Genomic DNA, 24,866 nt, shown 5'->3' with positions numbered 1-24,866 from the left:
ATTTGGAATGGATCGACTGACAGAGATGGAGGCCTTCGCGACGGTCGTGGATCAGGGCGGATTCACGGATGCGGCGCGCAAGATGGGCATTTCCAAATCGGCCGTGTCGAAACATGTATCTTCCCTCGAAGCGCGGCTTGGCGCGCGGCTGCTGAACCGCACGACCCGGCGCGTCAGCCCCACGGAGATCGGGCTGGCCTATTACGACCGCGCCCGCCGTGTGCTGAACGACGCCGGAGAGGCCGATGCGCTCGTCACATCCATGCAGACAGCGCCCTCCGGGGTGCTGCGCGTCTCCGTCGATACCGATTTCGGGGTCAGCCTGCTGTCACCGATTCTCGCGGATTTTCTGCGCGACTGCCCGGAAGTGACGGTGAACATGTCCCTCTCCAACCGCTACGTGGAGTTGATCTCGGAGGGGTTCGACCTTGCCATTCGCATGGGGGAGCTGGAGGACAGCTCGCTTCGTGCGCGACGGCTGTTGAACACCACTCGGAGGATGGTTGGGGCACCTGCCTACTTCGAGCAGTTTGGGCACCCGAAGCGGGTGGAGGATTTGAGCGATCACCGGTTGCTGCATTACTCGAACGAAGCCAGCGCCAATGTCTGGCGGATCATAACCCCATCGGGGGAGCGCCGCGCGGTGCGGACGACGGGATGGCTTACCGTGAATGACGGCCAGTCACTGTTGAATGCGGCAATCTCCGGTCTCGGCATCGCCTATCTGCCCCGGTTTCTTTACGCGGACGCGATGAAGGCGGGTCTGGTGGAGGAAGCGATTCCCAGCCTCCCGATGGAGACAGTCGGCGTGCATGCCGTCTATCCGCCCGGCAGGTTTACGCAGCCGAAGGTGCGCGCCTTCATCGATTTCCTGAGCGATCGCTTTGCGGAGCATCAGGTTTGATCGGCGTGGGCGTGGGCGTGGGCGTGGGCGTGGGTGTGGCTGGCCTCTCCTAACAGGCTGCGGAAAGAGGTCTGAGTGTTATGTCTGTGCTCAGGAAAGCGGGGAAATCGGCTCTAGAATGCCCCGAAATGTGTAGTTTTCCTTCTTCAGATCGCGAGTGATTTCCACAGCACGCAGACCTGAAAGCCTCTTTCAGCAGCCTGCTAATCCGCTACCGCTTCCACCCGCCTGTTGCGAAGGCGGCCGGTTTCCGTGGCATTGCTTTCGCGCGGAGCCAGCCAGCCCACGCCTTCCGCCCGGATCTGGCGGGCGCTGACGCCCTTGCCTGTGAGGTAATTGCGCACGGCTTCGGCCCGCCGGAGAGACAGGGCGCGGTTTGTCTCCAGCGTGCCGGAATTGTCAGTATGGCCGACAAGGGTCACGCGCCGCCCCGGGTCCTCCCTGAGCCATGCCGCAAGGGCATCGAGGGAGGGGAAGTTTCCGCCATCCAGCGCCGCTGCGCCGCTTGCGAATCGCAGGTCCTCAAGGGGGACGGCAAACCCTGCCGCAAGCCGTTCGGCAATATCGCCCTGAGGACTCGCCTCCGTTAGCATCGGTTTCGGCACCGACTCCGGCGCAGGCCGCGCGGATCGCGGGGAGACATGGGTCATCTGGACAAAACCGCTGTCGCTCGACCGACTGACGAACAGGCTGACGATGCCTGTCGGACCCTCGGCCACGGCGAAGCGGAAATCCCCCAGATCGACATGCATATCCGGCTCTGGGGCGACATCGGTGGCATAGCGGAAGTCGAAGCCCCCGCAGGCCAGCGTCTCGCAGGCGAAGCCTGTACGATAACCCGCCGCCGAAAGCCGCTCCTCCATCGCCGTCAGCGCATCAAGGGTGGAAAAACCGGGCCCCGGCACGCGCCAGACCTGCCGCGTGACCTCTCCCTCCACCGTCCGCACGGGGAGGGAGTCATTGGCAGGCCCGGTCGGCAGGGCATAGCTGCCCGTCGCCACATGGCTGTCCACTGTCAGCACGGCATCAGGCGGCAGCCCGAGGTCCGGCGCGCCGCCCGGTGGCAGGGCGCTTAGGGGCAGGGGGCTTATCAGCAGGGCGAGAAGCGGGAGTGACAGGCGCTCCCCCTTCACCTCGCCATGCCGTGGTAGTCTGCGTTGGGACGCATGTCGCTGGCGGAGGCCACGCGGTTGGTCATATTGAAGAAGCCCGTGACCGCGCCGATGTCCCAGATGTCGCGGTCGGAGAAACCCGCGGTCCGCAGCGCCTCCCGGTCCGCCTCCACGACACGCGCGCTGTCGAGGGTGAGCTTCTCGGCAAAGGTCAGCATCGCCGTCTGCCGGGCATTCAGCTCCGCCGCGCGCCAGTTCATCACCATTGCTTCCCCGAGCGCCGGGTTGCCGGACAGCTCCCGCACCGCCGCGCCGTGGGCGACCTGACAATACCAGCAGCGGTTGAGAGACGACACCACCACGGCGATCATCTCCCGCTCCAGCTTGGTCAGCCCGCTGTCGGCGAGCATCAGGTCATTGTAGAGGGCCGTGAAGGTGTTCAGCTTGTCGATGTCGAAGGCATAGGCCTTCAGCACATTGGGGACGAGTCCCAGCTTCTCCTCGCAGATGCGGAAATACTTCGCCGTTGCCTCCGGCAGCGGATCGACCATCGGCAGGTCGAGTGCGGTTGCGCTGTCAGTCATCAGTCGTCTCCTCCCACGCGGTAGTGGTATCCCCCCGCGGCACGCATGCCGAGCGAATCATATAGCGCTCGCGCACCGGTGTTCTCCGCCTCCACGGCAAGGGAGATCTCCTCCGCGCCCTGTTCCATGGACCAGAGCGCTGCGCGCTGCATCATGTTGCGCCCCGCGCCCATGCGGCGGAAGTCGGGCAGGACGGCGAGGGAATGGACCATCGCCCGATCACCCGCCAGCGCGACGAAGCCCACGCCGGAAGCGCGGTCCCTCGATCGGCCGAGAAGGGCGGTCTTCGGCCCCCTGACGCGATGCATCACCTCGATCCGCTCCGGTGACGTGCCGCAATCCGCCCAGATGTCGAGCATGAGCTGCAACGGTTCCCAGATGGTGAAGCCCGTGACCGGCTTCGGCCCCGCGCCCACCACCGTGGCCGTCGGGGCGGTGTAGTAGATGACGGGGTCGATTTTCGTCAGCCCGGCCGCTGCCAGCCGGCTGTCCAGCGCGCCATCCTCCGCCTCCACCCGAAAGATCGGGCGTTGGCCAAGGGCGCGGGCGGCGCGGATCGCCTCCTCCGGGTCCGGGGTGCCGGGTTCTGCGGGCGTGATCGCCTGCACGCGCTTGCCCCCCGCCGCGGGGGACACACGGATGAGCCATTCACCGGCCCGGTGCAGCGATTCGGCGGGCCAGGTGGCGTCCATCACCTCGCCGTAAGTCACGCGATCGCCTCCGGGAACAGCCTTGCAAGCTCCGTCACCGCCGTGCCGATCCGGCCGGGATCGGTGCCCCGGACGACGATATTCGTGCCATAGACGCCGTTCTTCTGGAACGGATAGGAACCCATCGTGAGCTCTGGATAGCGGTGCGCGAGATCGGCGAGCGGTGTTGCCACCTCGCCCTCTCCCCGCTCGATGCGGAGGGTCTGGGAGAGGAGCGGCGCGCCCCCGTCGATGGTGGACAGCACCGAAGCCACCATCGCGCCGAAGATCGTCGGCACGCCCGCCATCACATGCACATTGCCGATGGTGAACCCCGGCGCCGCGGAGATCGGATTGTCGATCAGCGTGGCGCCGTCCGGGATGCGGGCCATGCGCAGCCGCGCCTCGTTCAGTTCCGTGCCCTGCCGGGCGTAGTGGCGCGCGAGGATCTCCCGTGCATCCGCCCGAACGCCGATCGTTGCGCCGAAGGCTTCGGCCACCGCATCGGCGGTGATGTCATCGTGCGTCGGGCCGATCCCACCGGAGGTGAAAACATGGTCGAACCTGTCGGAAAGCGAGCGCACCGCCTCCACGATGGCGGCGTTATCGTCGGGAATCACCCGGATTTCCCGCAGGTCGATGCCCCGTGCCGTCAGTTCGTCGGCAAGATGGCCGCTGTTGGTGTCCTTGGTTCGACCGGAGAGGATCTCGTCTCCGATCACCAGCATTGCGGCTGTCGGGTTCGTCATCCTGTCCTCCTGCCGGCAATGCCGGTCGTCTTGTCGCGTCCCCTTCACAGCTATAGACCCTGACGATGCGCTTTCAATCCCCTCTCCGCCGGGTCCGGCTGCTGCGCCGCTACAAACGCTTCCTCGCCGACATCCTGCTGGAGGACGGGACGCAGCATGTGGCCCATTGTCCCAATCCTGGCGCGATGACGGGTCTGGCAGAGCCCGGGATGCCGATCTGGGTGGAGGGGAACGACGATCCACGGCGCAAGCTGCGCTACGGCTGGCGGCTGACGGAATTGCCGGATGGGACGTTGGTGAACATCGACACCTCCACACCCAACCGTATCGTGGCAGAGGCATTGCGGAACGGCGCGCTCCCTGCGTTCGCGGCCTATGGCACCCACCGCGCCGAGGTGCGCTACGGTCAGGCGAGCCGTGCGGATTTCCTGCTCACAGGCGCGGGGCTGCCCGACGCACTGGTGGAGGTCAAGAGCGTCACGCTGCGTCGGGAGGGACGGCTGGGCGAGTTTCCCGACACTGTGACGGCGCGGGGCGCACGTCATCTGGCGGAGCTTGCTGCGGCGGCTGGAGAGGGGCGCCGGGCCGTATTGCTCTACCTGCTCGGCCGTTCCGACTGCGACGCGGTGGCGGTCGCGGGAGACATCGACCCGGCCTATGCGCGCGCCGCGGAGGCGGCGCAGGTCGCGGGGGTGGAGGTGATCGCCCACGCGACGCGGATCGCCCCGGAAGAATTGACGCTCGGGCCCGCCGTGCCGGTGCGTCCCGGCTCTGGCAAATCCCGGAGCTAATGACTATCTAGGGGCCATCACAATTGACGGAGCTGCCTGTGGACGATCGCCACCATGGCCGTCTGACGAAGGACGGCATCCGAATCCACGATCCTGAAGACTTCGCCGGCATGTACGCCGCCGGTCGTATCGCCGCCGAGATTCTCGATGAGATCGGCGAGGCGGTCTATCCCGGTGCCACGACGGCGGAGATCGACGACATCATCACCCGGAAGGTGACGGAGAAGGGTACGGTCTCCGCCACAATCGGTTATCGCGGTTATCAGCACGCCTCCTGCATCAGCGTGAACCACGTGGTCTGCCACGGGATTCCGGGTGCAAAGGTGCTGAAGGACGGCGACATCCTGAACATCGACGTGACGGTGATTCTGGACGGCTGGTTTGGAGACAGCTCGCGCATGTATGTCGCGGGCACCCCCTCGCGGAAAGCGGAACGCCTGATCCGCGTGACGCATGACTCGCTGATGCTCGGCATCGAGCAGGTGAAGCCCGGCAACACCTTCGGCGATATCGGTCACGCGATTCAGACCTATGTGGAAGGTCAGCGCATGTCGGTCGTACGCGATTTCTGCGGCCACGGCATCGGGCGGGTGTTCCACGCGCCGCCGAACGTGCTGCACTATGGCCGTCCCGGCTCCGGCCCCATGCTGGAAGAGGGGATGTTCTTCACCATCGAACCGATGGTGAATCTCGGTCGCCCGGAAACCAAGGTGCTTGCCGATGACTGGACGGCGGTCACGCGGGACAAGTCGCTCTCCGCACAGTTCGAGCATGCCGTCGGCGTGACGGCGACAGGCTGCGAGATCTTCACTCTGTCCCCTGCGGACAGGTTCTATCCTTCGCTGTGAGGGTCGCGTCCGCCAGACTGGCCGCTGATCATGCGGCTCAGCGCGACAGTCTCGCATGACCCTGACGGCGGAGGCGCTTTGGCTCTATGCAGGAGCGCTGTTCGTGCTCTGGCTGACGCCGGGCCCTGTTTTCGTGGCCATCACGGCGCGGGCGCTTTCCGGCGGGTTCTCCGCCGCCTGGCCGCTGGCGCTCGGCGTGACCGTGGGGGATGTGCTGTGGCCACTGGTCGCCGCGTTCGGCATGGCCTGGTTCATCACCGCCAACGCTTGGGCGCTCGACTTAATGCGCTGGGTGGCAGTGGCGATGTTCCTGTGGCTCGGCTGGGGGCTGATCCGCAACGCCGGCGCGCCGCCTGATCGTGACAGCCGTCTGGCCCGTCCCGGCCTGTGGTCGGGGTTCTCCGCCGGGGTGATGGCCATCCTCGGCAATCCGAAGGCGATCCTGTTCTACATGGCTGTTCTTCCGGGGTTCTTCGATCTGTCCCATGCCGGAGCCGCGGATCTGACGGTGATCGTGGCCGTCTCCGCCGCCGTGCCACTGGCTGGCAACCTCATCGCCGCTGCCGCCGTCTCGCGCGCGCGGGCGGTTCTGTCCTCGCCCTCGGCGATGGCGCGCACCAACCGCATCGCGGGGGGTCTGCTCATCCTCGTCGGAGGCGCGATCGCATTTCTCTGACACCAAATATTGTGTCCGAGGGTGACATTTCATGCTCCCCCCGCTATAAATCGGGGGCAATGTCGAAGGTATTTCCCCTATGGCTCAACCCGTTCCGAAGCCCGAAGAATACGGCGCAGAATCCATCAAGGTTCTCAGGGGCTTGGAGGCCGTTCGCAAGCGCCCCGGCATGTATATCGGCGACACGGATGACGGCTCGGGCCTGCACCACATGGTCTATGAAGTCGTGGACAACGGCATTGACGAGGCACTCGCCGGTCATGCCGATTTCGTGGGGGTAAGGATTCACGCGGACGGCTCCGTCTCCGTGCGTGACAATGGCCGCGGAATTCCGGTGGATATCCATCGTGAGGAGGGGGTTTCCGCCGCCGAGGTGATCATGACCCAGCTTCACGCGGGCGGGAAGTTCGACCAGAACAGCTATAAGGTTTCGGGTGGTCTGCATGGCGTCGGCGTCTCCGTCGTCAACGCGCTGTCCGACTGGCTTGAATTGCGCGTCTGGCGGAACGGCAAGGAGCATTACGCCCGTTTCGAACATGGCGATACGGTGGAGCATCTCCGCGTCGTGGGCGACGCGGCGGGCGAGAAAGGGACGGAGGTCCGGTTCATGGCCTCCACCAAGGTCGATGACCCGAACGGCACCTTCTCCAATCGCGAATTCTCCTTCAAGACGCTGGAAGCGCGGCTGCGGGAGCTGGCGTTCCTGAACTCCGGCGTTCGCATCATTCTGGAAGACGACCGTCCGGCGGAGCCACTGCGCACGGAGCTGTGCTATGAGGGCGGGGTCAAGGAATTCGTCCGCTATCTCGACCGCTCCAAGACCGCGATGATGCCCGAGCCGATCTACATCACCGGCGAAAAGGGCGGTATCGGGGTGGAGGTCGCGATGTGGTGGAACGAGAGCTACCATGAAACCGTTCTGCCCTTCACCAACAACATTCCGCAGCGCGATGGCGGCACGCACCTTGCGGGCTTCCGCGGTGCGCTGACCCGGACGCTCACCAAATACGCGCAGGACAGCGGCATCGCCAAACGCGAAAAGATCGATTTCACGGGCGACGATGCGCGCGAAGGGCTGACATGTGTGCTGTCGGTCAAGGTTCCCGATCCGAAATTCTCCAGCCAGACCAAGGACAAGCTCGTCTCGTCAGAGGTTCGGCCCGCGGTCGAGGGGCTGGTGAACGAAAAGCTGGGCGAGTGGTTCGAGGAGCATCCCGCCGAAGCCAAGACGATCATCGGCAAGATCATCGAAGCCGCCCTGGCCCGTGAAGCAGCCCGCAAGGCCCGCGAGCTTACCCGGCGCAAGACGGCGATGGATGTGGCGAGTCTGCCCGGCAAACTGGCCGATTGTCAGGAGAAGGATCCTTCCAAATCGGAGGTCTTCCTCGTCGAAGGCGATTCTGCCGGCGGTTCCGCCAAACAGGGGCGCAGCCGCGCCAATCAGGCCGTTCTGCCGCTCCGGGGCAAGATTCTGAACGTGGAGCGCGCGCGGTTTGACAGAATGCTCGCCAGTCAGGAGATCGGCACGCTCATTACTGCACTCGGCACCGGGATCGGCCGGGATGAGTTCGACGTGTCGAAGCTGCGCTACCACAAGATCGTCATCATGACGGATGCCGACGTGGATGGCGCCCACATCCGCACCCTGCTGCTGACGTTCTTCTTCAGGCAGATGCCTGAGATCATCGAGGGGGGCTTTCTCTATATCGCGCAGCCGCCGCTTTATAAGGTCACGCGGGGCCGGTCGGAGGTCTATCTGAAGGATCAGGCCGCGCTGGAAGATTACCTTATCCATCAGGGGGTGGAAGGGGCGATCCTGCGGCTGGGCGACGGGAGCGAGATTGCCGGCGCCGATCTTGCCCGTGTGGTGGAGGAGGCGCGCACTGTGCGGCGCGTGCTGCAGACCTTCCCGACCCACTATCCGCAGAACATTCTTGAGCAGGCTGCCATTGCCGGGGCCATGCTGCCCGGCGCGGTGGACAAGGATGCCCAAGGCGTGGCCAATGTGGTGGCGGAACGGCTGGATCTCGTCTCCGTTGAGTATGAGCGCGGGTGGCAAGGGCGGCCGACACAGGACCACGGTCTGCGGTTCAGCCGATTGGTGCGAGGTGTGGAGGAAATGCGGACGCTCGATGGCCCGGTCTTCCGCTCGGCGGAGGCGCGGCGTCTCGGCAGCCTGACGGAAAAACTCCGTGAAGTTTATGGCGCCCCCGCAAAGCTCGTCCGCAAGGACCGGGAACAGCCGATCCACGGTCCCGTCGATCTGCTGAAGGCGATTCTAGCAGAAGGCGAGAAAGGGCTTACCCTGCAGCGCTACAAGGGGCTGGGTGAGATGAACCCGGACCAGCTCTGGGAAACCACGCTCGATCCGGAGGCCCGGACGCTCCTTCAGGTACGGATCGAGGATGTGGCGGAGGCGGACGATATCTTCACCAAGCTCATGGGCGATGTGGTGGAGCCGCGGCGCGAATTCATTCAGCAGAATGCGCTTTCCGTGGAGAATCTCGACTTCTGAGGTTCTACCGCGAAAAATAGGAAAGCCCCGGTGTATACCGGGGCTTTGTCATGAAAGCTGCTCGCAGTCAGCGCATGGAACTGGAGAATTCGTCCACTTCCTTTTCAGCCTGATCCTTGGCGTAGCCGTATTTTTCCTGAAGCTTGCCAACGAGCTGATCACGTTTACCGGCGATCTTATCCAGATCGTCATCGGTGATATCGCCCCATTTTTCCTTGGCTTTGCCCTTGAATTGCGTCCACTTGCCTTCGATCTGGTCCCAGTTCATCGTGATCTCCTTGCTTCCTGACGATCAACGCGGGAACTCGGTTCTGGTTCCGCAAATGTCAGGCGGGCGTGAAAGCCTGAACGGGAAAGCTGACCGCCAGCCGGTAGAACTCGCCTTCCACCTCGGCGGTAAGAAGCTCTCCCTCCAGCTGCACGACGAAAGCCTGGATGAGCTGCGAGCCGAGACCGGTGCTGGCCGCCTGGGCATCCCGCTCCTCCTCTCCGAAAATCTCGGTGCCGAGTGTGTTTTCAACGGAGAATATGGCCAGTCCCGGCTCCGGCTGCGACAGGGCTATGCGCACCCACGGATCACCCTGCGCAGGTCTCCCGATATATTTTAGCGCGTTGGTGAAGGCTTCGGTTGTCAGCAGGGCAAGCGGCACAGCCTGATCGGGGTAGAGAGTGATCTCCGCTAGGTCCTTGCGGATATCGATCCGGTGATGTCCGTCCGTGGCCACGGTGGCCATCTGATCGACGATCTCGGAAATCAGCCTGTCCACCCGCGCGGCGGAAAGCTGCTCGGCCTGATAAAGACTGCGGTGTACGGAGGCGAGGCTCATCACCCTGTTCTGAACACTCTTCAACACGCGGCGGGCAGAGGGCTCCTTCACCCGACGGATTTGCATGTTCATGATCGACGCGATGAGCTGAAGATTGTTCTTCACCCGATGGTGCACCTCTTTCAGCAGAACAGTCTTTTCGCTCAGAGACGCTTCCAGCGCATCCTCGTCCCGGATCAGGATGCGGGTGAGGTTGTGGAACGTATGGCTCATCTCCTGAATTTCGGCGGGGGCGTCTGTCAACACTTCGGGAGCTGTATCCCGCTGTCCGAGCGCGAAGCGGCGCATCTGGCCCCGCATTTCACGGATGTGGCGGATGACAAGGCGATGAACCGCCAGATAAGCAACAACAAGGCTGACGGCCCACATCAACAAAGGATAGAGGACGGCAGCCGGAATGCTGATGGCGGCTAGATCCTCTCTCGGCCCCCAGCTACCGATGGCGAAGACCTGTCCGCGGATCACCGGGACCACGGCGAAGAGCCGGTTTTCTCCATGGTTGTTGCGACCCCGGAAAACCTGCTCCGTATCCACCGCGAAGGTCGTAAGGGGATGCCCTTCCGGCAGCTGTCCCTCAAGATCGTCCCGCGCCAGTGAGCTTGTCAGGATTTCGCCGCGTGCGTTGAAAGTGATGACCGTGGGGCGGCGGACTCCTTCTGAATAGTCCCTGATGGATCCGATGTTGCTTTTCGGAATGCCGAAATAGAGATACCCCCGCCACTGTCCTTCGGAGAACAACGGCCAGCGGACATCAACGCTCGGCACCGACACCCGACTGTTGCCCTCAGACGCAAGTATCAGGACCTCCTGTTGTGCCGCCATGGTCTGGAACGGCTCATATTCGGAAACGTCGATTGGTGTGCCGGCGGAGATGCAGTTCTGAAGCCCTTTTTCGTTGGTATATCCGACGAAATCGATCACGGAAGACTGTGCGACAAAGGAGCGGAGAAGAGCGGAACACTGCTCCGGCCGCTCCGACGCGGCGAGCACGGTGTCACCGAGCGCCTCCGCCGCGCCGAAGGTCGTCAGCAGCAAGGTACGCTCGGAAGCCGCAGCCTCCGCCGTTCGGCCAAGAAGCGCCGTATCCGAGATACGGCGGCTTTCCATGATGCTGCGCGAACTCTGTGCGACCGCGATAAGGCCGATGGGCAGGAGTGCGATGGACAGCAGGGCGGCAAGGCGAAAGCCCAGCGAGTCAATGAACCGGATCCGCGACCTGAGCCCGGTCTTCATGCCCCATCCTTTTCAAGCGCTTCAGCCGTGGGCGGCCTTCGATGAAATCACCGCCAGCGTGGCGCGGTCCGTCAACTCGAATTCCTCGCCATCCTGCAGGTGCAGAAGCTCGGACAGCCGCTTGCGGCCGCGATTGGCCCGGCTCTTGATCGTGCCGACAGCACAGGCGCACATCGCCGCTGCTTCCTCGTAAGAGAAACCTGAGGCGCCCACAAGGATAAGTGCTTCGCGTTGCTCATCGGGAAGCTGGGCGAAGGCCGTGCGGAAATCCGCAAGCGCAAGACGACCGTCATGATCGGGCTTCTGTGCCAGTCGAGCAGCGTGGAGCCCATCGCTGTCCGCCACTTCCCGGCTGACCTTGCGACGGCTCGAATAGAAAGTGTTGCGCAGAATCGTAAAGAGCCAGGCGCGGAGATTGGTTCCGATCTCGAACTTGTCGATATTGGTCCAAGCTTTCAGGATCGTATCCTGAACCAGATCGTCTGCCGCCGCGCCATTGCGGGCAAGGCTGAGAGCGAAAGCACGAAGAGCGGGGAGATGCTGGACAAGTTCGTCCCTCGGGTCGGCGAGGGCGACCTTCATAGTGTGGACTCGTTGTCAGAGTCCGCTGCCTGATCCTGGTCCTTCAGCCTGCTCAGCAAATCCATCAAACGGGAAGGAATCGCTTCCTCCACTTTTTCCTGATACACTCTTCGCAAGTTTTCATCGATCTGGAGACGAAGAGTCGCCTCCTTGGGTTTGTCTGTCATGATGAAGGCTTGATCCTGACGTCATTTTCTAGTCGTTGCGCAGGAACAAAACGCTTCTGAGTGCGTTTGGTTCCAACTGCACTGGAAGAATCTTCGGAGACATCATGACAAAGACGCAGGCTGACCTCGCCCAACGGATCGGAGAGCAGCTTCCGTATCTGCGCCGCTACGCCCGTGCCTTGACTGGTAGCCAGACAACCGGGGATGCCTACGCGGCTGCAACGCTGGAGGCAATCCTGGAGGATCGCAGCGTATTCGAAGGTGCGCGTTCCCCGAAGGTGGCCCTGTTCCGTGCTTTCCACCTGATCTGGTCGAGCGCTGGTGCTCCGATTGCCGAAGCCGTGGGCGATGTTCTGGAACGGCGGGCACAGGTCCATTTGGGCACCCTTACCAGAAATACGCGGGAAGCGCTTTTGCTTCGGACGGTCGAGGAATTTTCCTTCGAGGAAATCGCCGAGATCATGCAGATTTCGGCTGCGGAAGCAGAAGAACTGCTCGCCACCGCTCTGAACGAGATGGAAGAATCCGTCCTCGGCAAGATCATGATCATCGAGGATGAAGCCATTATCGCGATGGACATCCATTCGATCGTAACTGGAATGGGCCACCGCGTGACGGGCAATGCCCGCACCCGTGATGCCGCAGTTGCCTTGGGTCAGAAGGATCGGCCAGATCTTATCCTTGCGGATATTCAGCTTGCGGACGGGTCATCAGGCATTGATGCGGTCAACGAGCTTCTGCAAATTCTTGGAGATGTGCCGGTGATCTTCATCACTGCCTTCCCGCAGCGCCTGCTGACCGGCGAGCGCCCGGAGCCGGCTTTCCTCATCACGAAACCCTATTCGGAGGAGCAGGTGAGATCTGCGGTCAGTCAGGCGATGTTCTTCGCCTCCACCGAGGATATGCGCGTCTAGGTCTCCCAATTCTCGCGACCTGTTCAGATGGGCGACGGATCACCGTCGCCCTTTTCCATCAGGGAGTGCGACCGCCGACGGCCCGCGCGATAAGGGCGACGATAAACAGGACCAGAAATATGAAGAACAGGATCTGAGCGATGCCCGCAGATGCGCTGGCTATTCCGCCGAAGCCAAAAACCCCTGCGATTATGGCGACGACCAGAAAAACAAGAGCCCAGTAGAGCATACGATTCTCCTTCCCTTTCAGATTTACGTCGAGCGGCGTTATTGCATTTAAAACCTGTAAATGAGCTTTGTGGTTCCCTTCTTATCGACACTTCTCGAGCGGAACCACGCGCGGTATCTCTGCGTTGGCGAAGTGCGCGGTCGTAGTGTCGATCGTTGGAAAAATGCATTCGAAGGAGCTGACAGATGGCCCGTACTGAAACGGAAGTCGAACAGGAAGTGACCGAACCCTCGATGGCCGAGTTGTCGAGCCAGCTCGATTCCCTAAAGGCCGATATGGTGGCCATTACGGAAACGCTTGCCCAGCTGGGCCGGGCCAAGGGACAACAGGTAGCGGACGCCGCCCGCTCGGAGGCGCAGGCCTTGCGCGAGCGTGGCGAGCAGAAGGTAGCGGACATGCAGGACCGCGCCCACCAACTCAGCGATCAGACGAGTCAGATGGTGCGCGAAAACCCGGCAACCGCGCTTGGCGTCGCAGCCGGGGCCGGTTTCCTGTTCGGTCTTCTTCTGTCGCGCCGCTGACCATGCTGGAGCAGCTGACCGCCGGTGTGAAGGAAGCTGCCGTTGATGCAGCGCGGAAATCCGTCTTCTCACTGGTTGCGGGTGTGCTTTTTTGTGTCGGTATCGCATTCCTGACAGCGGCACTCTGGCTGTTCATTGAGCGACAGAGCAATGCGCTGACAGCGGCGCTCGGCGTGGCGCTCGCCTATATTCTGGCGGGTATCATCGTGCTTCTGATCGGCAGGAACCGCGACCGGGCGGCACATCCGGGAACGCCGGGTGTGCGGGCGTATGATGCCCCTCCGCCCGGCGGCGCTGGCGCCGGCACACGTGATCCTGCGCGGGCATTCGCATCTAGCTCGTCTGTCGTTCCGCCGTTGATGGAAGCATTCTTCTTCGGTCTGGATTCAGCTTTGCGCTCGCGGAACGGCGCGCCGCCGCCCCCGCCGCCGCGTCACCGGTAATAAGGGCACGCGCGACCATTATTGAACATCAGCGCCGCGCGTCTCCAGATGGAGCTGCGCGGCGTGTTCTTTTGCGCTCGAAAGCCGCCGGCGCCGGACCTCGGCATTGAGTGCGGCGCCGAGCAGCACGGAATAAGCGGAAAGATAAAGCCACATCAGCAGGATCATCACAGCCGCAATGGATCCGTATATTTCGTTGTAACGGCCGAAGTTCGTCAGGAAATAGGTAAAGCCAAGCGACGCGATGGCCCAGAGAACCACGGCCAGCAACGTTCCGGGGAGCAGGTTTCCGGGCTTGCTTCCCCGCCAGTTCGGCCCGATGCGATAGAGCAGCCATATGCCGCCAAGAACGATTCCCGTGGAGGCGAGAACATGCGCGAGGTTAAAGGCGATGTTTTCCAAGAGCGGTATGTGGAAGAACGTCAGCAATATCGGCAGCACTACCGCAACCGTCAGCGCCACAAGCGCTGTCGCGGTAAAGGTCAACGTGAGCAGGATCGACACCAGATAGGCAATCACGCTGTGCGGATTCGGCTTGCGATAGATCGCGTTGAGACCCCTGACCATCGCGTCGATGGCCGCCATGGCCGACCACAGCGCTACGGCAAACGAGATGAGCGTGGCCCAGCCCAGCGTGCCTGAATTCGTCTCCACCAGCGAAGTCACCTGCGAGCGGATGATCTCGAAGGCGGCTGGCGGAACGATCTCCCGAAAATATTCCAGTTGTTCCTGAATGACATAAGGATCCTGCCACGATCCCCAGACGGAGATAAGCGCACTGACCGCTGGAAACATGGCGAAGACCGTGAAGAAGGCAACGCCTCCGGCAGCGAGCGACAGGTTCGCCCGGTCGATCGTGTCGAGCATCGCCATCACGAAGCTCTGTCGCTTGGGAGGGGAGTTTGACAGCCTGTGGTCTCCTTCATGCAGGCGCGGCATTCTAGGCCCGTCCTGCCACGATCGGAAGGGCACTTTGCCTTTTCTGCGGGAAAGGGTTATCATTTACCTCACCTCGGGGTGCCAATCCGGCTGAGACGCGTCGCGCGAACCCGTAGAACCTGATCCGGTCAGCACCGGCGGAGGGAAGGTCCGACGCTGTTGCCCCAAAATGGAGGCGCCGTCATGCGGCTTGGATTGATCGCCGCGGTTTTCGCAGGGTTTCTGGGGCAGGGGGTGGCGGCTGCGCCCGTGCTTACCGTCTACACCTACGACAGTTTCGTCTCGGAATGGGGGCCCGGGCCGAAGATCAAGGCCCTGTTCGAGGCGGAGTGCGGCTGCACCGTTGATTTCGTAACGGCGGGCGACGGGGCATCGCTGCTCGGCCGGCTGCGGCTGGAGGGCGCGCGAAGCCCCGCCGATGTCGTGGTCGGTCTGGACAATAACCTGATCGATGCCGCACGGGAATCGGGCCTGTTTGCGCCGCACGGGCTGGGCCATGCCACGCTCGACCTGCCGGTGGAGGCGCGGGATGACACCTTCCTGCCCTTCGACTGGGGCTATTTTGCCTTCGTCTATGACCGCACGAAGCTTTCTGACCCGCCCGACAGCTTCCCCGCTCTGATCGACAGGCCCGCTTCCTTCAAGGTGATCATTCAGGATCCGCGCTCTTCCACGCCCGGTCTCGGACTGCTGCTCTGGGTAAAAGCCGCCTATGGCGACAAGGCGCCGGAGATATGGAAGGGGCTTGCTCCCCATGTCCTCACCGTGACGCCGGGCTGGTCTGAGGCTTACGGGATGTTCCTGAAGGGAGAGGCGGACATGGTTCTCTCCTATACAACCTCGCCCGCCTACCACATCATAGAGGAGAAGGACGACACCAAGGCCGCCGCGATGTTCTCCGAGGGGCATTATCTGCAGGTAGAGGTTGCCGCCCGGCTGGCCAGCAGCCAGGAGCAGGAATTGGCAGGCCGTTTCCTGTCCTTCCTCCTCTCGGATGCGGCGCAGGCTGTGCTGCCCACGACCAACTGGATGTATCCTGCCGTCATCCCGGCGGGGGGGCTTCCTGCTGGCTTCGAGAAGCTCTCCATCCCCGAACGCGCGCTGATCTTCACGCCGGAGGAGGCCCGCTCCGTGCGTGACGCTGCGCTGGACGAATGGCTGGGGGCGCTCAGCCGGTGAGGTTTCTGGCAGGGGGGGCGGCGCTCGCCCTCGTTCTGGGCCTGACGCTCGGCACGCTGCTGGCCGTGGCGATAACGGCAGGAGGGCTCACGGCGCTTCGGTCGGGCGATGTTGCAGCGATCCGGTTCACGGTGATTCAGGCGCTGGTTTCCGCTTTGGTGAGCGTGTTGCTTGCCATCCCGGTTGCCCGCGCGCTGGCGCGGCGGCGTTTCCACGGGCGGAGGTTGCTCATAACCCTGTTGGGCGCGCCGTTTCTGCTGCCGGTGATCGTGGCGGTGCTGGGCCTTGTCTCTGTCTTTGGCAGGGCGGGGCTGGTGAATGCGGCGCTCGCGGCCCTGGGGCTGCCGCCGGTGTCGATCTATGGGCCGCAGGGGGTGATCCTTGCCCATGTGTTCTTCAACCTGCCGCTCGCCACGCGCTTGCTGCTGGAGGGCTGGCTCGCGATACCCGCGGAACGTTTCCGCCTTGCCGCCGCGCTGGATTTCCGTCCGGAGGACATGCGGCGGCATCTGGAGCGCCCCATGCTGAGGGAGCGGTTGCCGGGCGCGTTTCTGGCAATCTTCCTTGTCTGCCTCACCTCTTTTGCCGTGGCATTGACATTGGGGGGTGGTCCACGGGCGACGACGGTGGAGCTGGCGATCTATCAGGCCTTCGGTTTCGACTTCGATCTCGGGCGTGCGGCGCTGCTCGCGCTGGTACAGTTCGGCATCTGTGCCCTCGCGGCGATGGGTGCTGCGGTGATCTCCGTGCCTTCCGGCTTCGGCACCGGCCTTGACCGGCCAGTGCAGCGCTGGGATGCGGCAGGGCCATTGGCGCGTGTGCTTGACACGCTGGCCATCGGCGGGGCGGCGGTCTTTCTGCTCGTGCCTCTTCTGGCGCTGGTGATGGACGGGGCGGGGGGGCTGCCGGGCCTTTCCGCGAACGTATTCCGGGCGGCGGGGCGGTCGCTGGTCGTAGCGGTGGGGTCTGCACTGCTCACGCTCCTCCTCTCGCTGTCGCTCTCCCTGCTCGCGTCGCCGCGTCGGCGATGGGTGGAGACGGCGGGGATGCTGCCGCTCGCCTCCTCCTCGCTCGTGATGGGCACGGGGTTGTTCATTCTGCTGAACCCGCTGGTCGATCCGGCGCGTCTGTCGCTCGGTGTCACGGCGGCGGTCAATGCGGTGATGGCGCTGCCTTTTGCCTTTCGCATCCTGCTTCCCGCTGTGCGGGCAGAGGAGGCAGGCTATGCCCGCCTGGCGGAGAGTCTCGGGTTGCGCGGGGTGTCGCGGCTCCGGCTTGTCACCTTGCCGCGACTTCGGCGGCCACTCTGTTTTGCGGGCGGGCTGGCAGCGGCACTCTCCATGGGCGATCTGGGGGTGATCGCGCTTTTCGCCCGTGCGGATGAGGCGACGCTGCCCTTGCAGATCTACCGGCTAATGGGCGCTTACCGGATGGCGGAGGCTTCGGCGGCAGCGGTGCTGCTGCTTGCGCTGAGCTTCGGGATTTTCTGGATCATCGACAGGATGGGACGCGGTGCTGAGGCTTGAGCAGGTTACGATCCGGCAGGGCGACTTCGTTCTCTCCGCCGATTTCACGGTGGAGGCTGGGCGGCGGGTGGCGGTCATGGGGCCGTCTGGCGCGGGAAAGTCCACGCTGCTGAACGCGATTGCCGGGTTCTTGCCGCTCGCTTCGGGCCGCATTCTCTGGGCGGGTGAGGATATCGGCGGGCTGCGTCCGGGCGCGCGGCCGATGACTGTGCTGTTTCAGGACAACAACCTTTTTCCGCATCTGACCGTCAGCCAGAACGTCGGGTTGGGTCTCCGCCCGGATCTGCGGCTTGGCGAACCGGAGCGGCGGCAGGTCGCCGCGGCCCTTGCCGATGTGGGGCTGGAGGGGCTTGGCGCGCGCAGACCCGCCGCGCTCTCCGGCGGGCAGGCGGGGCGCGTGGCGCTCGCCCGCGCGCTCCTGCGGCGGCGACCGCTCCTGCTGCTGGATGAACCCTTCGCCGCTCTCGGCCCCGCCCTGCGGGAGGAGATGCTGGCCCTCGTCGCCCGCATCGCGGCAGAGACGGCGGCGACGGTGCTGATGGTGACGCATGATCCCGCGGATGCGGAGCGGCTGGCGGATGAGGTGATCGTCGTGGACGGCGGATCGGCCTTTCCCCCGCGCCCGACTGCGGCATTGCTGGCCGATCCGCCCGTTGCTCTCGCGCGCTATCTCGGCCAGCGGCGGAAATGAAAAAACGCGCGCCCGGGGGCGCGCGTCCTGTCTCAATATCCGGTCCGGATCAGACCTTCTTGTAGGCGTCCTTCGCCGCCTTCTTGACCGGCGCCCAGATGCGCTTGTTGGTCAGGTAGAGCAGCACCGCCAGCAACGCGAGGAAGATAACCGCCGTCCAGCCAGCCGTCTTGCGCTGCATCATCTTGGGTTCCGCGGCCCACATCAGGAACGCGGCCACATCCTGCGCCATCGCGCGCACATCGTTCGGCGCGCCGTCGGCAAAGGTGACCTGACCGTCCGCAAGGGGCGGCGCCATGGCGATCCAGCCGGAGGGGAAGGTATGGTTCTCGTAGAAGGTGGTGCCGGCCTCCACCTTCTCCTCGCCCGTATAGCCGGTGAGGAGCGAGGCGATGTATTCCGGCCCGCCGATGCCCTTTGCGATCTGGTTGATCCCCAGCCCGTAGGGCCCGTGGAACCCGGCGCGGGCCTTTGCCATGAGGCTCAGGTCAGGGGCGTTGGGAAGCTGGTGGGGCGGGAAGTGATCCGCAGGCGTGCGCGGACGATCCTCCCCGGTTTCCGCATCCGTGATCGTCATCTGCGCGGCATAGGCGCGGATCTGATCTTCCGGCATCGCCGGACCGCCGGGGTCAGAGAGCGAGCGGATCGGCACGAACTTCATGCCGTGGCAGGCGGAGCAGACCTCCGTATAGACCTGCAGGCCCCGTTGAAGCTGCATCCGGTCATAGGCGCCGAACGGACCTTCGAAGGAGAAGGAGAAGTCCTCCACATGCCCCCCCTCCGCCGCCATGAGCGGGCTGGTGAGGGCGAGGGTGGCGGCCGTGGCGAGCGCGAGTTTCTTCAGCATGATGTCTTCCTCACTCCGCCGGATGATCGCTCGGGATCGACAGGTCGGGCCGTGCGCCGGGCTTGCCGTAATGCTCGTTGAAGTCCTCTTCGATGGTCGCGGGCGCGGCAGTCGGCTTCTCGATCACGCCGAGGAGCGGGAGGACGACAAGGAAGTAGGCAAACCAGTAGGTCGCGGCGATGAGCGAAATCCAGGTGTAGATGCCCTCTGCCGGCATCGCGCCCACCCACATCAGCACCATGAAATCGACGCAGAGCAGATAGAACCACCATTTGAACATCGGCCGGAACCGGCCCGAGCGGACGGACGATGTATCCAGCCACGGTGCCAGCGCCATGACCGCGATCGCGCCGAACATGGCCAGCACGCCGAAGAACTTGGCGTCCACGATGCCGAAGGTTACCCAGTGGACAAGCTGCACGACCCAGACATCCGCGGTGAAGGCGCGCAGGATGGCGTAGAACGGCAGGAAGTACCACTCCGGCACGATATGCGCGGGCGTGGCGAGCGGGTTCGCCTCGATGTAGTTGTCCGGGTGGCCGAGGTAATTCGGCATGAAGCCCACGATGGCGAAGAACACCAGCAGGACCACGACGAGCGCGAACAGATCCTTGATGACGAAGTAGGGCCAGAAGGGCAGGGTGTCCTTCTTCGCTTCTTCTTTGGAGCCGCGCCGCACCTCGACGCCCGTTGGGTTGTTGTTGCCGGTGGTGTGGAAGGCCCAGACGTGAACGATCACCAGACCGGCGATGACGAACGGCAGCAGGTAGTGGAGCGAGAAGAACCGGTTCAGCGTGGCATTGTCCACCGCAGGGCCGCCCAGAAGCCAGGTCTGGATCGACTCGCCGATGCCAGGGATCGCGCCGAACAGGCCGGTGATCACCGTGGCGCCCCAGAAGGACATCTGTCCCCAGGGAAGCACGTAACCCATGAAGGCCGTGGCCATCATGGCGAGGTAGATCAGCATGCCGATGATCCACGTGACTTCACGCGGGGCCTTGTAGGAGCCGTAGTAGAGGCCGCGGAAGATGTGGAGATAGACGGCGACGAAGAACAGCGACGCACCGTTCGCGTGAAGATAGCGGAGCATGTAGCCGCCGTTCACGTCTCGCATGATATGCTCGACGGAAGAGAATGCGAGGCTGACATGCGGCGTGTAGTGCATCACCAGCGCCACGCCGGTCGCGATCTGGAGCACGAGGCAGAAGACCAGGACGATCCCCCAGATCCACATCCAGTTGAGGTTCTTGGGTGTCGGGATCATGATCGTGTCATAGATCAGCGACACGACGGGGAGACGGGTGTGAAGCCACTTCTCGAAGCGGGTCTTCGGCTCATAATGGTCGTGGGGAATACCGGACATCTGGCTTACCCGAGCTTGATGGTGGTTTCGTCGGTGAATGCGGCAACGGGAATGTGCAGGTTTTCCGGCGCCGGTCCCTGACGGATGCGCCCCGCGGCATCATAGTGCGAGCCGTGGCACGGGCAGAACCAGCCGTCGAAATTGCCCGCGCCGTTACCGAGCGGCACACAGCCCAGATGGGTGCAGACACCCATCATCACGAGCCACTGTCCCGCATCATCCAGCGCGCGGTTCTGGTCGGTCGCCTGCGCATCCGATGGTTTGTTTGCGTTTCGGGCGTTGGTGTCCACAAGTTGCGACATCTCCACACCACGGGCCGATTCGATGTCGGCCTGCGAGCGGTGGCGGATGAAAACGGGCTTACCCAGCCACTTGACGGTGAGCTGCGTGCCCTCCGCCACATTGGCGATATCGACGTGGATGGAGGAAAGCGCCTGCACATCCGCGGAGGGGTTCATCTGGTTGACGAGCGGCCAGACCGCCGCGCCCCCTGCCACGACCGCCGCACCCCCCGTCGCGTAGAAAAGGAAATCCCTTCGGCTCGTCGTATGATCTTCTGCTTGGGACACGGAATCCTCCCTACCTAGCCGTCAGCACATGCTGTCGCCTCCGGGTTGTCCCCGGGGGTCGCCTGGAAGGTTTCTAACGATCAAATATCCGTGCGTCCAGAAGGCATCCCGCTTTCGTTGCCGGGCGCGAGGCTTGTGCAACAGCGATGCCTGCGGATTGTCAGGGCCGCGTCGCCTCCATGGCAGGACGTTGGTCGAAGCCGGTGAACCAGTGGGCCAGTTGCGGCCGCCCCGCCCGCCAATCCCGCGCGCCGTGACGAAGGTCCAGATATCCGAGCGCGCAGCCCGTCGCGATCTGGCCGATGTCGAGCGGACCGTGCAGGTGGCTCATCCACAGGGTTTCCAGCGTATCGAGCGCGCGGGACACCTTCTGCCACTGCCCCTCCAGCCAGGGAGCATAGTGCAGTTCCTCCGGCCGGAGGCGGTATTCCAGCGCTATGAGCAGGGCCGCATCCATGATGCCATCCGCCAGCGCCTCGAGCGTGAGCGTGGTCCAGAGCCGCTCTCCCGCCGGATAGAGCGTGCCCTCCGCAACCGTGTCCAGATAGCGGCAGATCACCGAGCTGTCATAGATCGCGGGCCCGTCGTCCCGTTCAAGCGTCGGCAGCTTGCCCAGAGGATTGCCGGGAATCGGTGTCTCTCCTGTGCCCAGCGGATTGGTGGAGACCGTCACGCGCTCCACCTGCCCGGTGATTCCGAGTTCCGTGGCAGTAACAACGCACTTGCGGGCGAAGGGTGACGCTGGGCTGTAGTAAAGGCGCATGGCTTCCATCCGTTCTGGCTAGCGCGGAGCCTAGGCGAGCGCGGACTGGGGATCCAGTGCCCGCAGGGCTGCCCATGCCATCCTGCGCTATGTCCCACGTCAGCTCGCGCCGATTGCCTCACGCCCCCATGCGGGATGCAGACGCGTAGGCCAGCCGGAATGCCAGACGATCGTCCCGTCCACGAGATCGCTGCTATGGCACATGTCCTGCGGCTCGGCGCTGCGGCCAAGCACGCCGGTTTCGGTTTCGGTCGCGTTGGCATTTTGGGGCGCGCGGAGCATCGTCGCGTCGCCACACGCCTTCTCCGGGCCTGGTACCCGTCGATTGCAGCCGCGCGATTGCTGGCCGCCATGCGCGGGTCTGATTATCCACTCGGCGGTCGTCAAATGCTGAAGGGCGCCACGACGCTTTACGCTGACCGACGCATTTGGAGCGGCACTTCCTGCTGTGCGAGACACCTCGCGAGAGGCGGAGCCCGAGTCGGAGGCTCTCCTGGCGAGATCAGCAGCACCTGCGCCTGGCCAGCTCCTTGAAAGGGCTCCGATCGCTATGGCGTGGCGCCGGTACCAGCCCCATTCGCAAGCGCCGTGCGGTCGCCCGCGCACCGGCGGCTTTTGCAAGCCGGACATGAGCTGGCTGCTGAAAAGCCTGCAGGCGCTGAAGTGGGATCGCTCGAAATCCGATGACATCTGGACGGCTCTGGTCGGTTCGAGGCCCGATTTCGCCATTTCCAGAGCGTCGGTCCGGTACTTCAAGATTTTTCGGCAGCCTGTCAGGCAGACAGCCGGGTTCCGTCATGGCCGGTGATCTGCGCCGATACGATCTGACCCTCCGGCTGATCGGTGGTAAACCGCACCTCGGTGAACTGCTCTGTCCGCCCGAGGCGCGTGTTTTCCATCAGGATCCTGTGGTACCGGCCCGCCTGCTCCGCCAGATGGAGGTGAAGGCGCGCATCCCCCCGGGCGCGGAGCCGGGCGGCCCGATCACGAATCGACCGTCCATCCACCTGCGGCATACGGGCGGCGGGCGTGCCCTTGCGGGCGCTGTAGGGAAAGACATGCAGGAAGGTCAGGCCGCAGTCGTCCACCAGTTTCAACGAATTGGCGAACATCTCCTCGGTCTCTGTGGGGAAACCGGCGATGATGTCTGCGCCGAAGACCATGTCCGGGCGCAGGCGGCGCGCCTCCTCGCAGAAGCGGATCGCGTCGTCGCGCAGGTGGCGGCGTTTCATGCGCTTCAGGATCATGTTGTCGCCTGCCTGCAGGCTCAGGTGAAGATGCGGCATCAGGCGTGGCTCGGTCGCGATGGCCTGCATCAGCGCCTCATCCGCCTCGATCGAGTCGATGGAGGAGATACGCAGGCGCGGCAGGTCGGGGACAAGCCGCAGGATGCGCTGCACCAGATCGCCGAGCCGCGGCTCGGCGGGAAGGTCCGCCCCCCAGCTCGTCAGGTCCACGCCCGTCAGCACGACCTCGTTGAAGCCGCGATCCACCAGCCGCTTGATCTGCTCCACGACCACGCCGGCGGGGACGGAGCGCGAATTGCCCCGACCATAGGGGATGATGCAGAAGGTGCAGCGGTGGTCGCAGCCGTTCTGGACCTGCACATACGCGCGATGGCGACCGAAACCGTCGATCAGATGGCCGGCGGTTTCCCGGACCGACATGATGTCATCGACCGTGACACGCTCCGTCTCGCCGATGAAATCGGGAGCGCGCGCGATGCTGCGCCAGGTGTCGGCCTGCATCTTTTCGTGATTGCCGATGACACGGGTCACCTCCGGCATCGCGGCGAAGGTTTCGGGTTCCGTCTGCGCCGCGCAGCCGGTGACGATCACCGCTGCATCCGGGTTTTCCCGGCGCAGGCGGCGGATCTCCTGCTTGGCCTTGCGCACCGCTTCCGCCGTCACCGCGCAGGTGTTCACGATCACCGCATTGTCGAGCCCGGCGGCGGCCGACAGCTCCCGCATCGCCTCCGTCTCGTAGGCGTTCAGACGACAGCCAAGAGTGGCGAAGATCGGCGCGCGGGCATCCATCACAGGGCTCCGAGAAAGGCCGGGGTGAGCACCCCGTCAAATACATAGGCTGTCGGTGCGGTCATCCACACCCCGTCATCGCGCCAGTCGATTTCCAGCACGCCGCCATCCACATGAACCGACACGCGCCGTCCCGTCAGGCCGCGCCGTGCCGCCGCCACCGCCGCCGCGCAGGAGCAGGAACCGGAGGCGAGCGTCACGCCCGTTCCACGTTCCCATATCCGCAGCCGGATCGCGTCCGGGCCGAGCAGACTCACGAATTCCACATTTGTGCGTTCGGGATAGAGGGGGTGGTGTTCGTACTCGGGGCCAAGCCGTTCCAGCTCCACCGCCTCCGCATCGGGCACGAAGAAGGTGCAATGCGGATTGCCCATGCCGGTGGCCACGGGATCGCCCTCGATGGGCAGGTGAAGCGTGTCCATTGCCTCCGCCAGCGGGATCTCCCGCCAGTCGAGCAACGGCGCTCCCATGTTGACGCGGGTCAGCCCCCCGCCTGCATCTTCCGCCGTGAGCAGCCCGCGCTCCGTCCGGAGCGTCAGCCGCGCCTTGCCGGTTTCGTCCATCAGGAATCGCGCGATGCAACGCGTGGCATTCCCGCAGGTGGAGGAGAGCGAGCCATCGGCATTCCAGAAGGTCAGCCGCGCATCGACGCCGTCCTCCGCCTCGATCACCGCAAGCTGGTCGAAGCCGACCCCCCGGTGCCGGTCGCCAAGCCTGCGCGCCAGTTCCGGCGTGACATGCGCCGTTCGGCCCCGTCCGTCGATCACGACGAAATCGTTGCCAAGGCCGTGCATCTTCATGAACGGCAGTCCGCCGGGGGTGCTATTGTCCTTCATGCGCGACGATATACGTGAGCCATGCACTTTTTGCCAGTGCCACGTCGGTTTTGCCCTTGACCCCGTCCCCACATGTTTCTAGTTACCCGCCTCACAGAGTGGGCCCATAGCTCAGTTGGTAGAGCAACTGACTTTTAATCAGTGGGTCACAGGTTCGAATCCTGTTGGGCTCACCAATAAATACAAGGGCTCAGGCGAAAACGCCTGAGCCCTTTGCTTTAGCGGACTGCCACCGGGCTACCACGGCGCGCGATTTCACGGTGCATGGAGATGGAGCGTGGAAACCCGGATCACTATCCCCCGGCGCTGGAGGGCGCTCGGCGGAGGTGTCGT

The 24,866-nt window shown here is 63.9% G+C and carries 28 protein-coding genes, 1 tRNA gene and 1 riboswitch; of the genes, 12 read left to right on the top strand and 17 right to left on the bottom strand.

The window, feature by feature from the left end; translation table 11 throughout:
- Positions 1-7 precede the first annotated feature (7 nt).
- The gene (locus CG51_RS03255; protein ID WP_035741717.1) at positions 8-904 is read left to right on the top strand and encodes a LysR family transcriptional regulator; all 897 of its coding nucleotides are present in this window, start codon (positions 8-10) and stop codon (positions 902-904) included.
- Positions 905-1,107: 203 nt separating this feature from the next.
- Here the strand turns inward: CG51_RS03255 and CG51_RS03250 are convergent, their stop codons facing one another.
- Genes CG51_RS03250 through CG51_RS03235 form a run of 4 tightly spaced genes read right to left on the bottom strand, consistent with a single transcriptional unit; the run spans position 1,108 to position 4,038 of the window.
- Entirely contained in the window at positions 1,108-2,037 is a 930-nt protein-coding gene (locus tag CG51_RS03250; RefSeq protein ID WP_233141241.1) for an OmpA family protein, read from the bottom strand.
- Positions 2,034-2,600: a peroxidase-related enzyme gene (locus CG51_RS03245; RefSeq protein WP_035741716.1), complete on the bottom strand. Its 567-nt coding sequence runs from the start codon at positions 2,598-2,600 to the stop codon at positions 2,034-2,036. Before CG51_RS03245 ends, CG51_RS03250 begins: the two co-directional genes overlap by 4 nt.
- Positions 2,600-3,310 carry a GNAT family N-acetyltransferase gene (locus tag CG51_RS03240; RefSeq protein WP_051930008.1) on the bottom strand — a complete coding sequence of 237 codons (711 nt, stop codon included), beginning with the start codon at positions 3,308-3,310 and terminating at the stop codon, positions 2,600-2,602. The genes CG51_RS03245 and CG51_RS03240 overlap by 1 nt, the downstream gene beginning before the upstream one ends.
- Positions 3,307-4,038, bottom strand: coding sequence for a competence/damage-inducible protein A (locus tag CG51_RS03235; RefSeq protein WP_035741713.1), 732 nt, complete (start codon positions 4,036-4,038; stop codon positions 3,307-3,309). Before CG51_RS03235 ends, CG51_RS03240 begins: the two co-directional genes overlap by 4 nt.
- Before the next feature lie 65 nt (positions 4,039-4,103).
- Here CG51_RS03235 and sfsA point away from each other — a divergent pair, with 65 nt between their 5' ends.
- The 4 genes from sfsA (at position 4,104) to gyrB (ending at position 8,868) form a co-directional block, all read left to right on the top strand.
- Positions 4,104-4,829 (top strand): DNA/RNA nuclease SfsA, encoded by a 726-nt coding sequence (gene sfsA, locus CG51_RS03230; protein ID WP_035741711.1) that lies wholly within the window; start codon positions 4,104-4,106, stop codon positions 4,827-4,829.
- A gap of 32 nt (positions 4,830-4,861) precedes the next feature.
- A complete protein-coding gene (gene map, locus CG51_RS03225; RefSeq protein ID WP_051930032.1) occupies positions 4,862-5,677 on the top strand; it encodes a type I methionyl aminopeptidase in 816 nt (271 codons plus the stop codon).
- A 55-nt stretch (positions 5,678-5,732) separates the two neighbouring features.
- A complete protein-coding gene (locus tag CG51_RS03220) occupies positions 5,733-6,353 on the top strand; it encodes a LysE family translocator (RefSeq protein WP_035741707.1) in 621 nt (206 codons plus the stop codon).
- A 79-nt stretch (positions 6,354-6,432) separates the two neighbouring features.
- Positions 6,433-8,868, top strand: coding sequence for a DNA topoisomerase (ATP-hydrolyzing) subunit B (gyrB, locus tag CG51_RS03215; protein ID WP_035741705.1), 2,436 nt, complete (start codon positions 6,433-6,435; stop codon positions 8,866-8,868).
- Positions 8,869-8,935: 67 nt separating this feature from the next.
- Here gyrB and CG51_RS03210 read toward each other — a convergent pair whose 3' ends face one another.
- The 4 genes from CG51_RS03210 to CG51_RS20345 are packed head-to-tail and all read right to left on the bottom strand — an operon-like array spanning position 8,936 to position 11,677.
- Entirely contained in the window at positions 8,936-9,136 is a 201-nt protein-coding gene (locus CG51_RS03210) for a CsbD family protein (protein WP_035741702.1), read from the bottom strand.
- A gap of 58 nt (positions 9,137-9,194) precedes the next feature.
- Entirely contained in the window at positions 9,195-10,928 is a 1,734-nt protein-coding gene (locus CG51_RS03205; RefSeq protein WP_084695008.1) for a sensor histidine kinase, read from the bottom strand.
- Positions 10,929-10,949: 21 nt separating this feature from the next.
- Positions 10,950-11,510 (bottom strand): RNA polymerase sigma factor, encoded by a 561-nt coding sequence (locus CG51_RS03200; RefSeq protein ID WP_035741700.1) that lies wholly within the window; start codon positions 11,508-11,510, stop codon positions 10,950-10,952.
- Positions 11,507-11,677, bottom strand: a complete 171-nt coding sequence (locus CG51_RS20345) for a NepR family anti-sigma factor (RefSeq protein ID WP_158212536.1) — start codon at positions 11,675-11,677, stop codon at positions 11,507-11,509. The genes CG51_RS03200 and CG51_RS20345 overlap by 4 nt, the downstream gene beginning before the upstream one ends.
- Before the next feature lie 104 nt (positions 11,678-11,781).
- Here CG51_RS20345 and CG51_RS03195 point away from each other — a divergent pair, with 104 nt between their 5' ends.
- Positions 11,782-12,591 (top strand): response regulator, encoded by an 810-nt coding sequence (locus CG51_RS03195; protein WP_088239022.1) that lies wholly within the window; start codon positions 11,782-11,784, stop codon positions 12,589-12,591.
- Between the two features lie 58 nt (positions 12,592-12,649).
- Here the strand turns inward: CG51_RS03195 and CG51_RS19390 are convergent, their stop codons facing one another.
- Positions 12,650-12,820 carry a DUF1328 domain-containing protein gene (locus tag CG51_RS19390; RefSeq protein WP_035741697.1) on the bottom strand — a complete coding sequence of 57 codons (171 nt, stop codon included), beginning with the start codon at positions 12,818-12,820 and terminating at the stop codon, positions 12,650-12,652.
- A gap of 185 nt (positions 12,821-13,005) precedes the next feature.
- Here CG51_RS19390 and CG51_RS03185 point away from each other — a divergent pair, with 185 nt between their 5' ends.
- Both CG51_RS03185 and CG51_RS03180 read left to right on the top strand, forming a co-directional pair.
- Positions 13,006-13,341 (top strand): ElaB/YgaM/YqjD family protein, encoded by a 336-nt coding sequence (locus CG51_RS03185; protein ID WP_051930007.1) that lies wholly within the window; start codon positions 13,006-13,008, stop codon positions 13,339-13,341.
- A gap of 2 nt (positions 13,342-13,343) precedes the next feature.
- A complete protein-coding gene (locus CG51_RS03180; protein WP_035741694.1) occupies positions 13,344-13,784 on the top strand; it encodes a phage holin family protein in 441 nt (146 codons plus the stop codon).
- Between the two features lie 18 nt (positions 13,785-13,802).
- Here CG51_RS03180 and CG51_RS03175 read toward each other — a convergent pair whose 3' ends face one another.
- Positions 13,803-14,657, bottom strand: coding sequence for a YihY/virulence factor BrkB family protein (locus CG51_RS03175; protein WP_051930006.1), 855 nt, complete (start codon positions 14,655-14,657; stop codon positions 13,803-13,805).
- Between the two features lie 130 nt (positions 14,658-14,787).
- Positions 14,788-14,886, top strand: a riboswitch (TPP riboswitch).
- A 20-nt stretch (positions 14,887-14,906) separates the two neighbouring features.
- Between CG51_RS03175 and thiB the strand changes: the two genes are divergently transcribed.
- From thiB to CG51_RS03160, 3 genes are read left to right on the top strand one after another with little or no spacing between them, the layout of a single operon-like run.
- Positions 14,907-15,902, top strand: coding sequence for a thiamine ABC transporter substrate binding subunit (thiB, locus tag CG51_RS03170; RefSeq protein WP_035741692.1), 996 nt, complete (start codon positions 14,907-14,909; stop codon positions 15,900-15,902).
- The gene (locus CG51_RS03165; RefSeq protein ID WP_035741689.1) at positions 15,878-17,428 is read left to right on the top strand and encodes a thiamine/thiamine pyrophosphate ABC transporter permease ThiP; all 1,551 of its coding nucleotides are present in this window, start codon (positions 15,878-15,880) and stop codon (positions 17,426-17,428) included. The genes thiB and CG51_RS03165 overlap by 25 nt, the downstream gene beginning before the upstream one ends.
- Positions 17,415-18,119, top strand: coding sequence for a thiamine ABC transporter ATP-binding protein (locus CG51_RS03160; RefSeq protein WP_035741687.1), 705 nt, complete (start codon positions 17,415-17,417; stop codon positions 18,117-18,119). The genes CG51_RS03165 and CG51_RS03160 overlap by 14 nt, the downstream gene beginning before the upstream one ends.
- 49 nt (positions 18,120-18,168) lie before the next feature.
- Here the strand turns inward: CG51_RS03160 and CG51_RS03155 are convergent, their stop codons facing one another.
- From CG51_RS03155 to dapF, 7 genes are all read right to left on the bottom strand, one after another.
- On the bottom strand, positions 18,169-18,966 hold the full coding sequence (locus CG51_RS03155; RefSeq protein ID WP_035741685.1) for a cytochrome c1: 798 nt from the start codon (positions 18,964-18,966) through the stop codon (positions 18,169-18,171).
- Between the two features lie 10 nt (positions 18,967-18,976).
- Positions 18,977-20,329: a cytochrome b gene (petB, locus tag CG51_RS03150; RefSeq protein WP_035741684.1), complete on the bottom strand. Its 1,353-nt coding sequence runs from the start codon at positions 20,327-20,329 to the stop codon at positions 18,977-18,979.
- A gap of 5 nt (positions 20,330-20,334) precedes the next feature.
- Positions 20,335-20,898: a ubiquinol-cytochrome c reductase iron-sulfur subunit gene (gene petA, locus CG51_RS03145; RefSeq protein ID WP_035741682.1), complete on the bottom strand. Its 564-nt coding sequence runs from the start codon at positions 20,896-20,898 to the stop codon at positions 20,335-20,337.
- Positions 20,899-21,058: 160 nt separating this feature from the next.
- A complete protein-coding gene (locus CG51_RS03140) occupies positions 21,059-21,661 on the bottom strand; it encodes a glutathione S-transferase (protein WP_035741680.1) in 603 nt (200 codons plus the stop codon).
- Between the two features lie 99 nt (positions 21,662-21,760).
- Positions 21,761-21,943, bottom strand: a complete 183-nt coding sequence (locus CG51_RS03135) for a hypothetical protein (protein ID WP_035741679.1) — start codon at positions 21,941-21,943, stop codon at positions 21,761-21,763.
- A gap of 491 nt (positions 21,944-22,434) precedes the next feature.
- On the bottom strand, positions 22,435-23,697 hold the full coding sequence (mtaB, locus tag CG51_RS03125; protein WP_035741672.1) for a tRNA (N(6)-L-threonylcarbamoyladenosine(37)-C(2))-methylthiotransferase MtaB: 1,263 nt from the start codon (positions 23,695-23,697) through the stop codon (positions 22,435-22,437).
- Positions 23,697-24,497, bottom strand: coding sequence for a diaminopimelate epimerase (gene dapF / locus CG51_RS03120; protein WP_244901148.1), 801 nt, complete (start codon positions 24,495-24,497; stop codon positions 23,697-23,699). The genes mtaB and dapF overlap by 1 nt, the downstream gene beginning before the upstream one ends.
- A 136-nt stretch (positions 24,498-24,633) precedes the next feature.
- Between dapF and CG51_RS03115 the strand changes: the two genes are divergently transcribed.
- Positions 24,634-24,709 (top strand) — tRNA-Lys (locus tag CG51_RS03115).
- The last annotated feature ends 157 nt before the right edge of the window (positions 24,710-24,866 follow it).

Origin of the sequence: Haematobacter missouriensis (genome assembly GCF_000740775.1) — a bacterium.
In the GTDB taxonomy this organism is placed as follows: Bacteria; Pseudomonadota; Alphaproteobacteria; order Rhodobacterales; family Rhodobacteraceae; genus Haematobacter; species Haematobacter missouriensis.
This window is presented reverse-complemented; position numbering and strand designations above follow the sequence as displayed.

What these genes read in the sequence shown, in the direction of transcription:
- gyrB (WP_035741705.1), top strand. Translation starts at nt 6,433, where the DNA reads ATGGCTCAACCCGTTCCGAAGCCCGAAGAATACGGCGCAGAATCCATC.
- CG51_RS03200 (WP_035741700.1), bottom strand. Translation starts at nt 11,510, where the DNA reads ATGAAGGTCGCCCTCGCCGACCCGAGGGACGAACTTGTCCAGCATCTC.
- CG51_RS03135 (WP_035741679.1), bottom strand. Translation starts at nt 21,943, where the DNA reads ATGCTCCGCGCGCCCCAAAATGCCAACGCGACCGAAACCGAAACCGGC.
- CG51_RS03255 (WP_035741717.1), top strand. Translation starts at nt 8, where the DNA reads ATGGATCGACTGACAGAGATGGAGGCCTTCGCGACGGTCGTGGATCAG.
- CG51_RS03165 (WP_035741689.1), top strand. Translation starts at nt 15,878, where the DNA reads ATGGCTGGGGGCGCTCAGCCGGTGAGGTTTCTGGCAGGGGGGGCGGCG.
- CG51_RS03220 (WP_035741707.1), top strand. Translation starts at nt 5,733, where the DNA reads ATGACCCTGACGGCGGAGGCGCTTTGGCTCTATGCAGGAGCGCTGTTC.
- sfsA (WP_035741711.1), top strand. Translation starts at nt 4,104, where the DNA reads ATGCGCTTTCAATCCCCTCTCCGCCGGGTCCGGCTGCTGCGCCGCTAC.
- CG51_RS03235 (WP_035741713.1), bottom strand. Translation starts at nt 4,038, where the DNA reads ATGACGAACCCGACAGCCGCAATGCTGGTGATCGGAGACGAGATCCTC.
- CG51_RS03180 (WP_035741694.1), top strand. Translation starts at nt 13,344, where the DNA reads ATGCTGGAGCAGCTGACCGCCGGTGTGAAGGAAGCTGCCGTTGATGCA.
- CG51_RS03155 (WP_035741685.1), bottom strand. Translation starts at nt 18,966, where the DNA reads ATGCTGAAGAAACTCGCGCTCGCCACGGCCGCCACCCTCGCCCTCACC.
- CG51_RS03185 (WP_051930007.1), top strand. Translation starts at nt 13,006, where the DNA reads ATGGCCCGTACTGAAACGGAAGTCGAACAGGAAGTGACCGAACCCTCG.
- CG51_RS03210 (WP_035741702.1), bottom strand. Translation starts at nt 9,136, where the DNA reads ATGAACTGGGACCAGATCGAAGGCAAGTGGACGCAATTCAAGGGCAAA.
- CG51_RS19390 (WP_035741697.1), bottom strand. Translation starts at nt 12,820, where the DNA reads ATGCTCTACTGGGCTCTTGTTTTTCTGGTCGTCGCCATAATCGCAGGG.
- petB (WP_035741684.1), bottom strand. Translation starts at nt 20,329, where the DNA reads ATGTCCGGTATTCCCCACGACCATTATGAGCCGAAGACCCGCTTCGAG.
- mtaB (WP_035741672.1), bottom strand. Translation starts at nt 23,697, where the DNA reads ATGGATGCCCGCGCGCCGATCTTCGCCACTCTTGGCTGTCGTCTGAAC.
- CG51_RS03205 (WP_084695008.1), bottom strand. Translation starts at nt 10,928, where the DNA reads ATGAAGACCGGGCTCAGGTCGCGGATCCGGTTCATTGACTCGCTGGGC.
- CG51_RS03195 (WP_088239022.1), top strand. Translation starts at nt 11,782, where the DNA reads ATGACAAAGACGCAGGCTGACCTCGCCCAACGGATCGGAGAGCAGCTT.
- CG51_RS03245 (WP_035741716.1), bottom strand. Translation starts at nt 2,600, where the DNA reads ATGACTGACAGCGCAACCGCACTCGACCTGCCGATGGTCGATCCGCTG.
- CG51_RS03140 (WP_035741680.1), bottom strand. Translation starts at nt 21,661, where the DNA reads ATGCGCCTTTACTACAGCCCAGCGTCACCCTTCGCCCGCAAGTGCGTT.
- CG51_RS20345 (WP_158212536.1), bottom strand. Translation starts at nt 11,677, where the DNA reads ATGACAGACAAACCCAAGGAGGCGACTCTTCGTCTCCAGATCGATGAA.
- CG51_RS03175 (WP_051930006.1), bottom strand. Translation starts at nt 14,657, where the DNA reads ATGGCGATGCTCGACACGATCGACCGGGCGAACCTGTCGCTCGCTGCC.
- thiB (WP_035741692.1), top strand. Translation starts at nt 14,907, where the DNA reads ATGCGGCTTGGATTGATCGCCGCGGTTTTCGCAGGGTTTCTGGGGCAG.
- dapF (WP_244901148.1), bottom strand. Translation starts at nt 24,497, where the DNA reads ATGAAGATGCACGGCCTTGGCAACGATTTCGTCGTGATCGACGGACGG.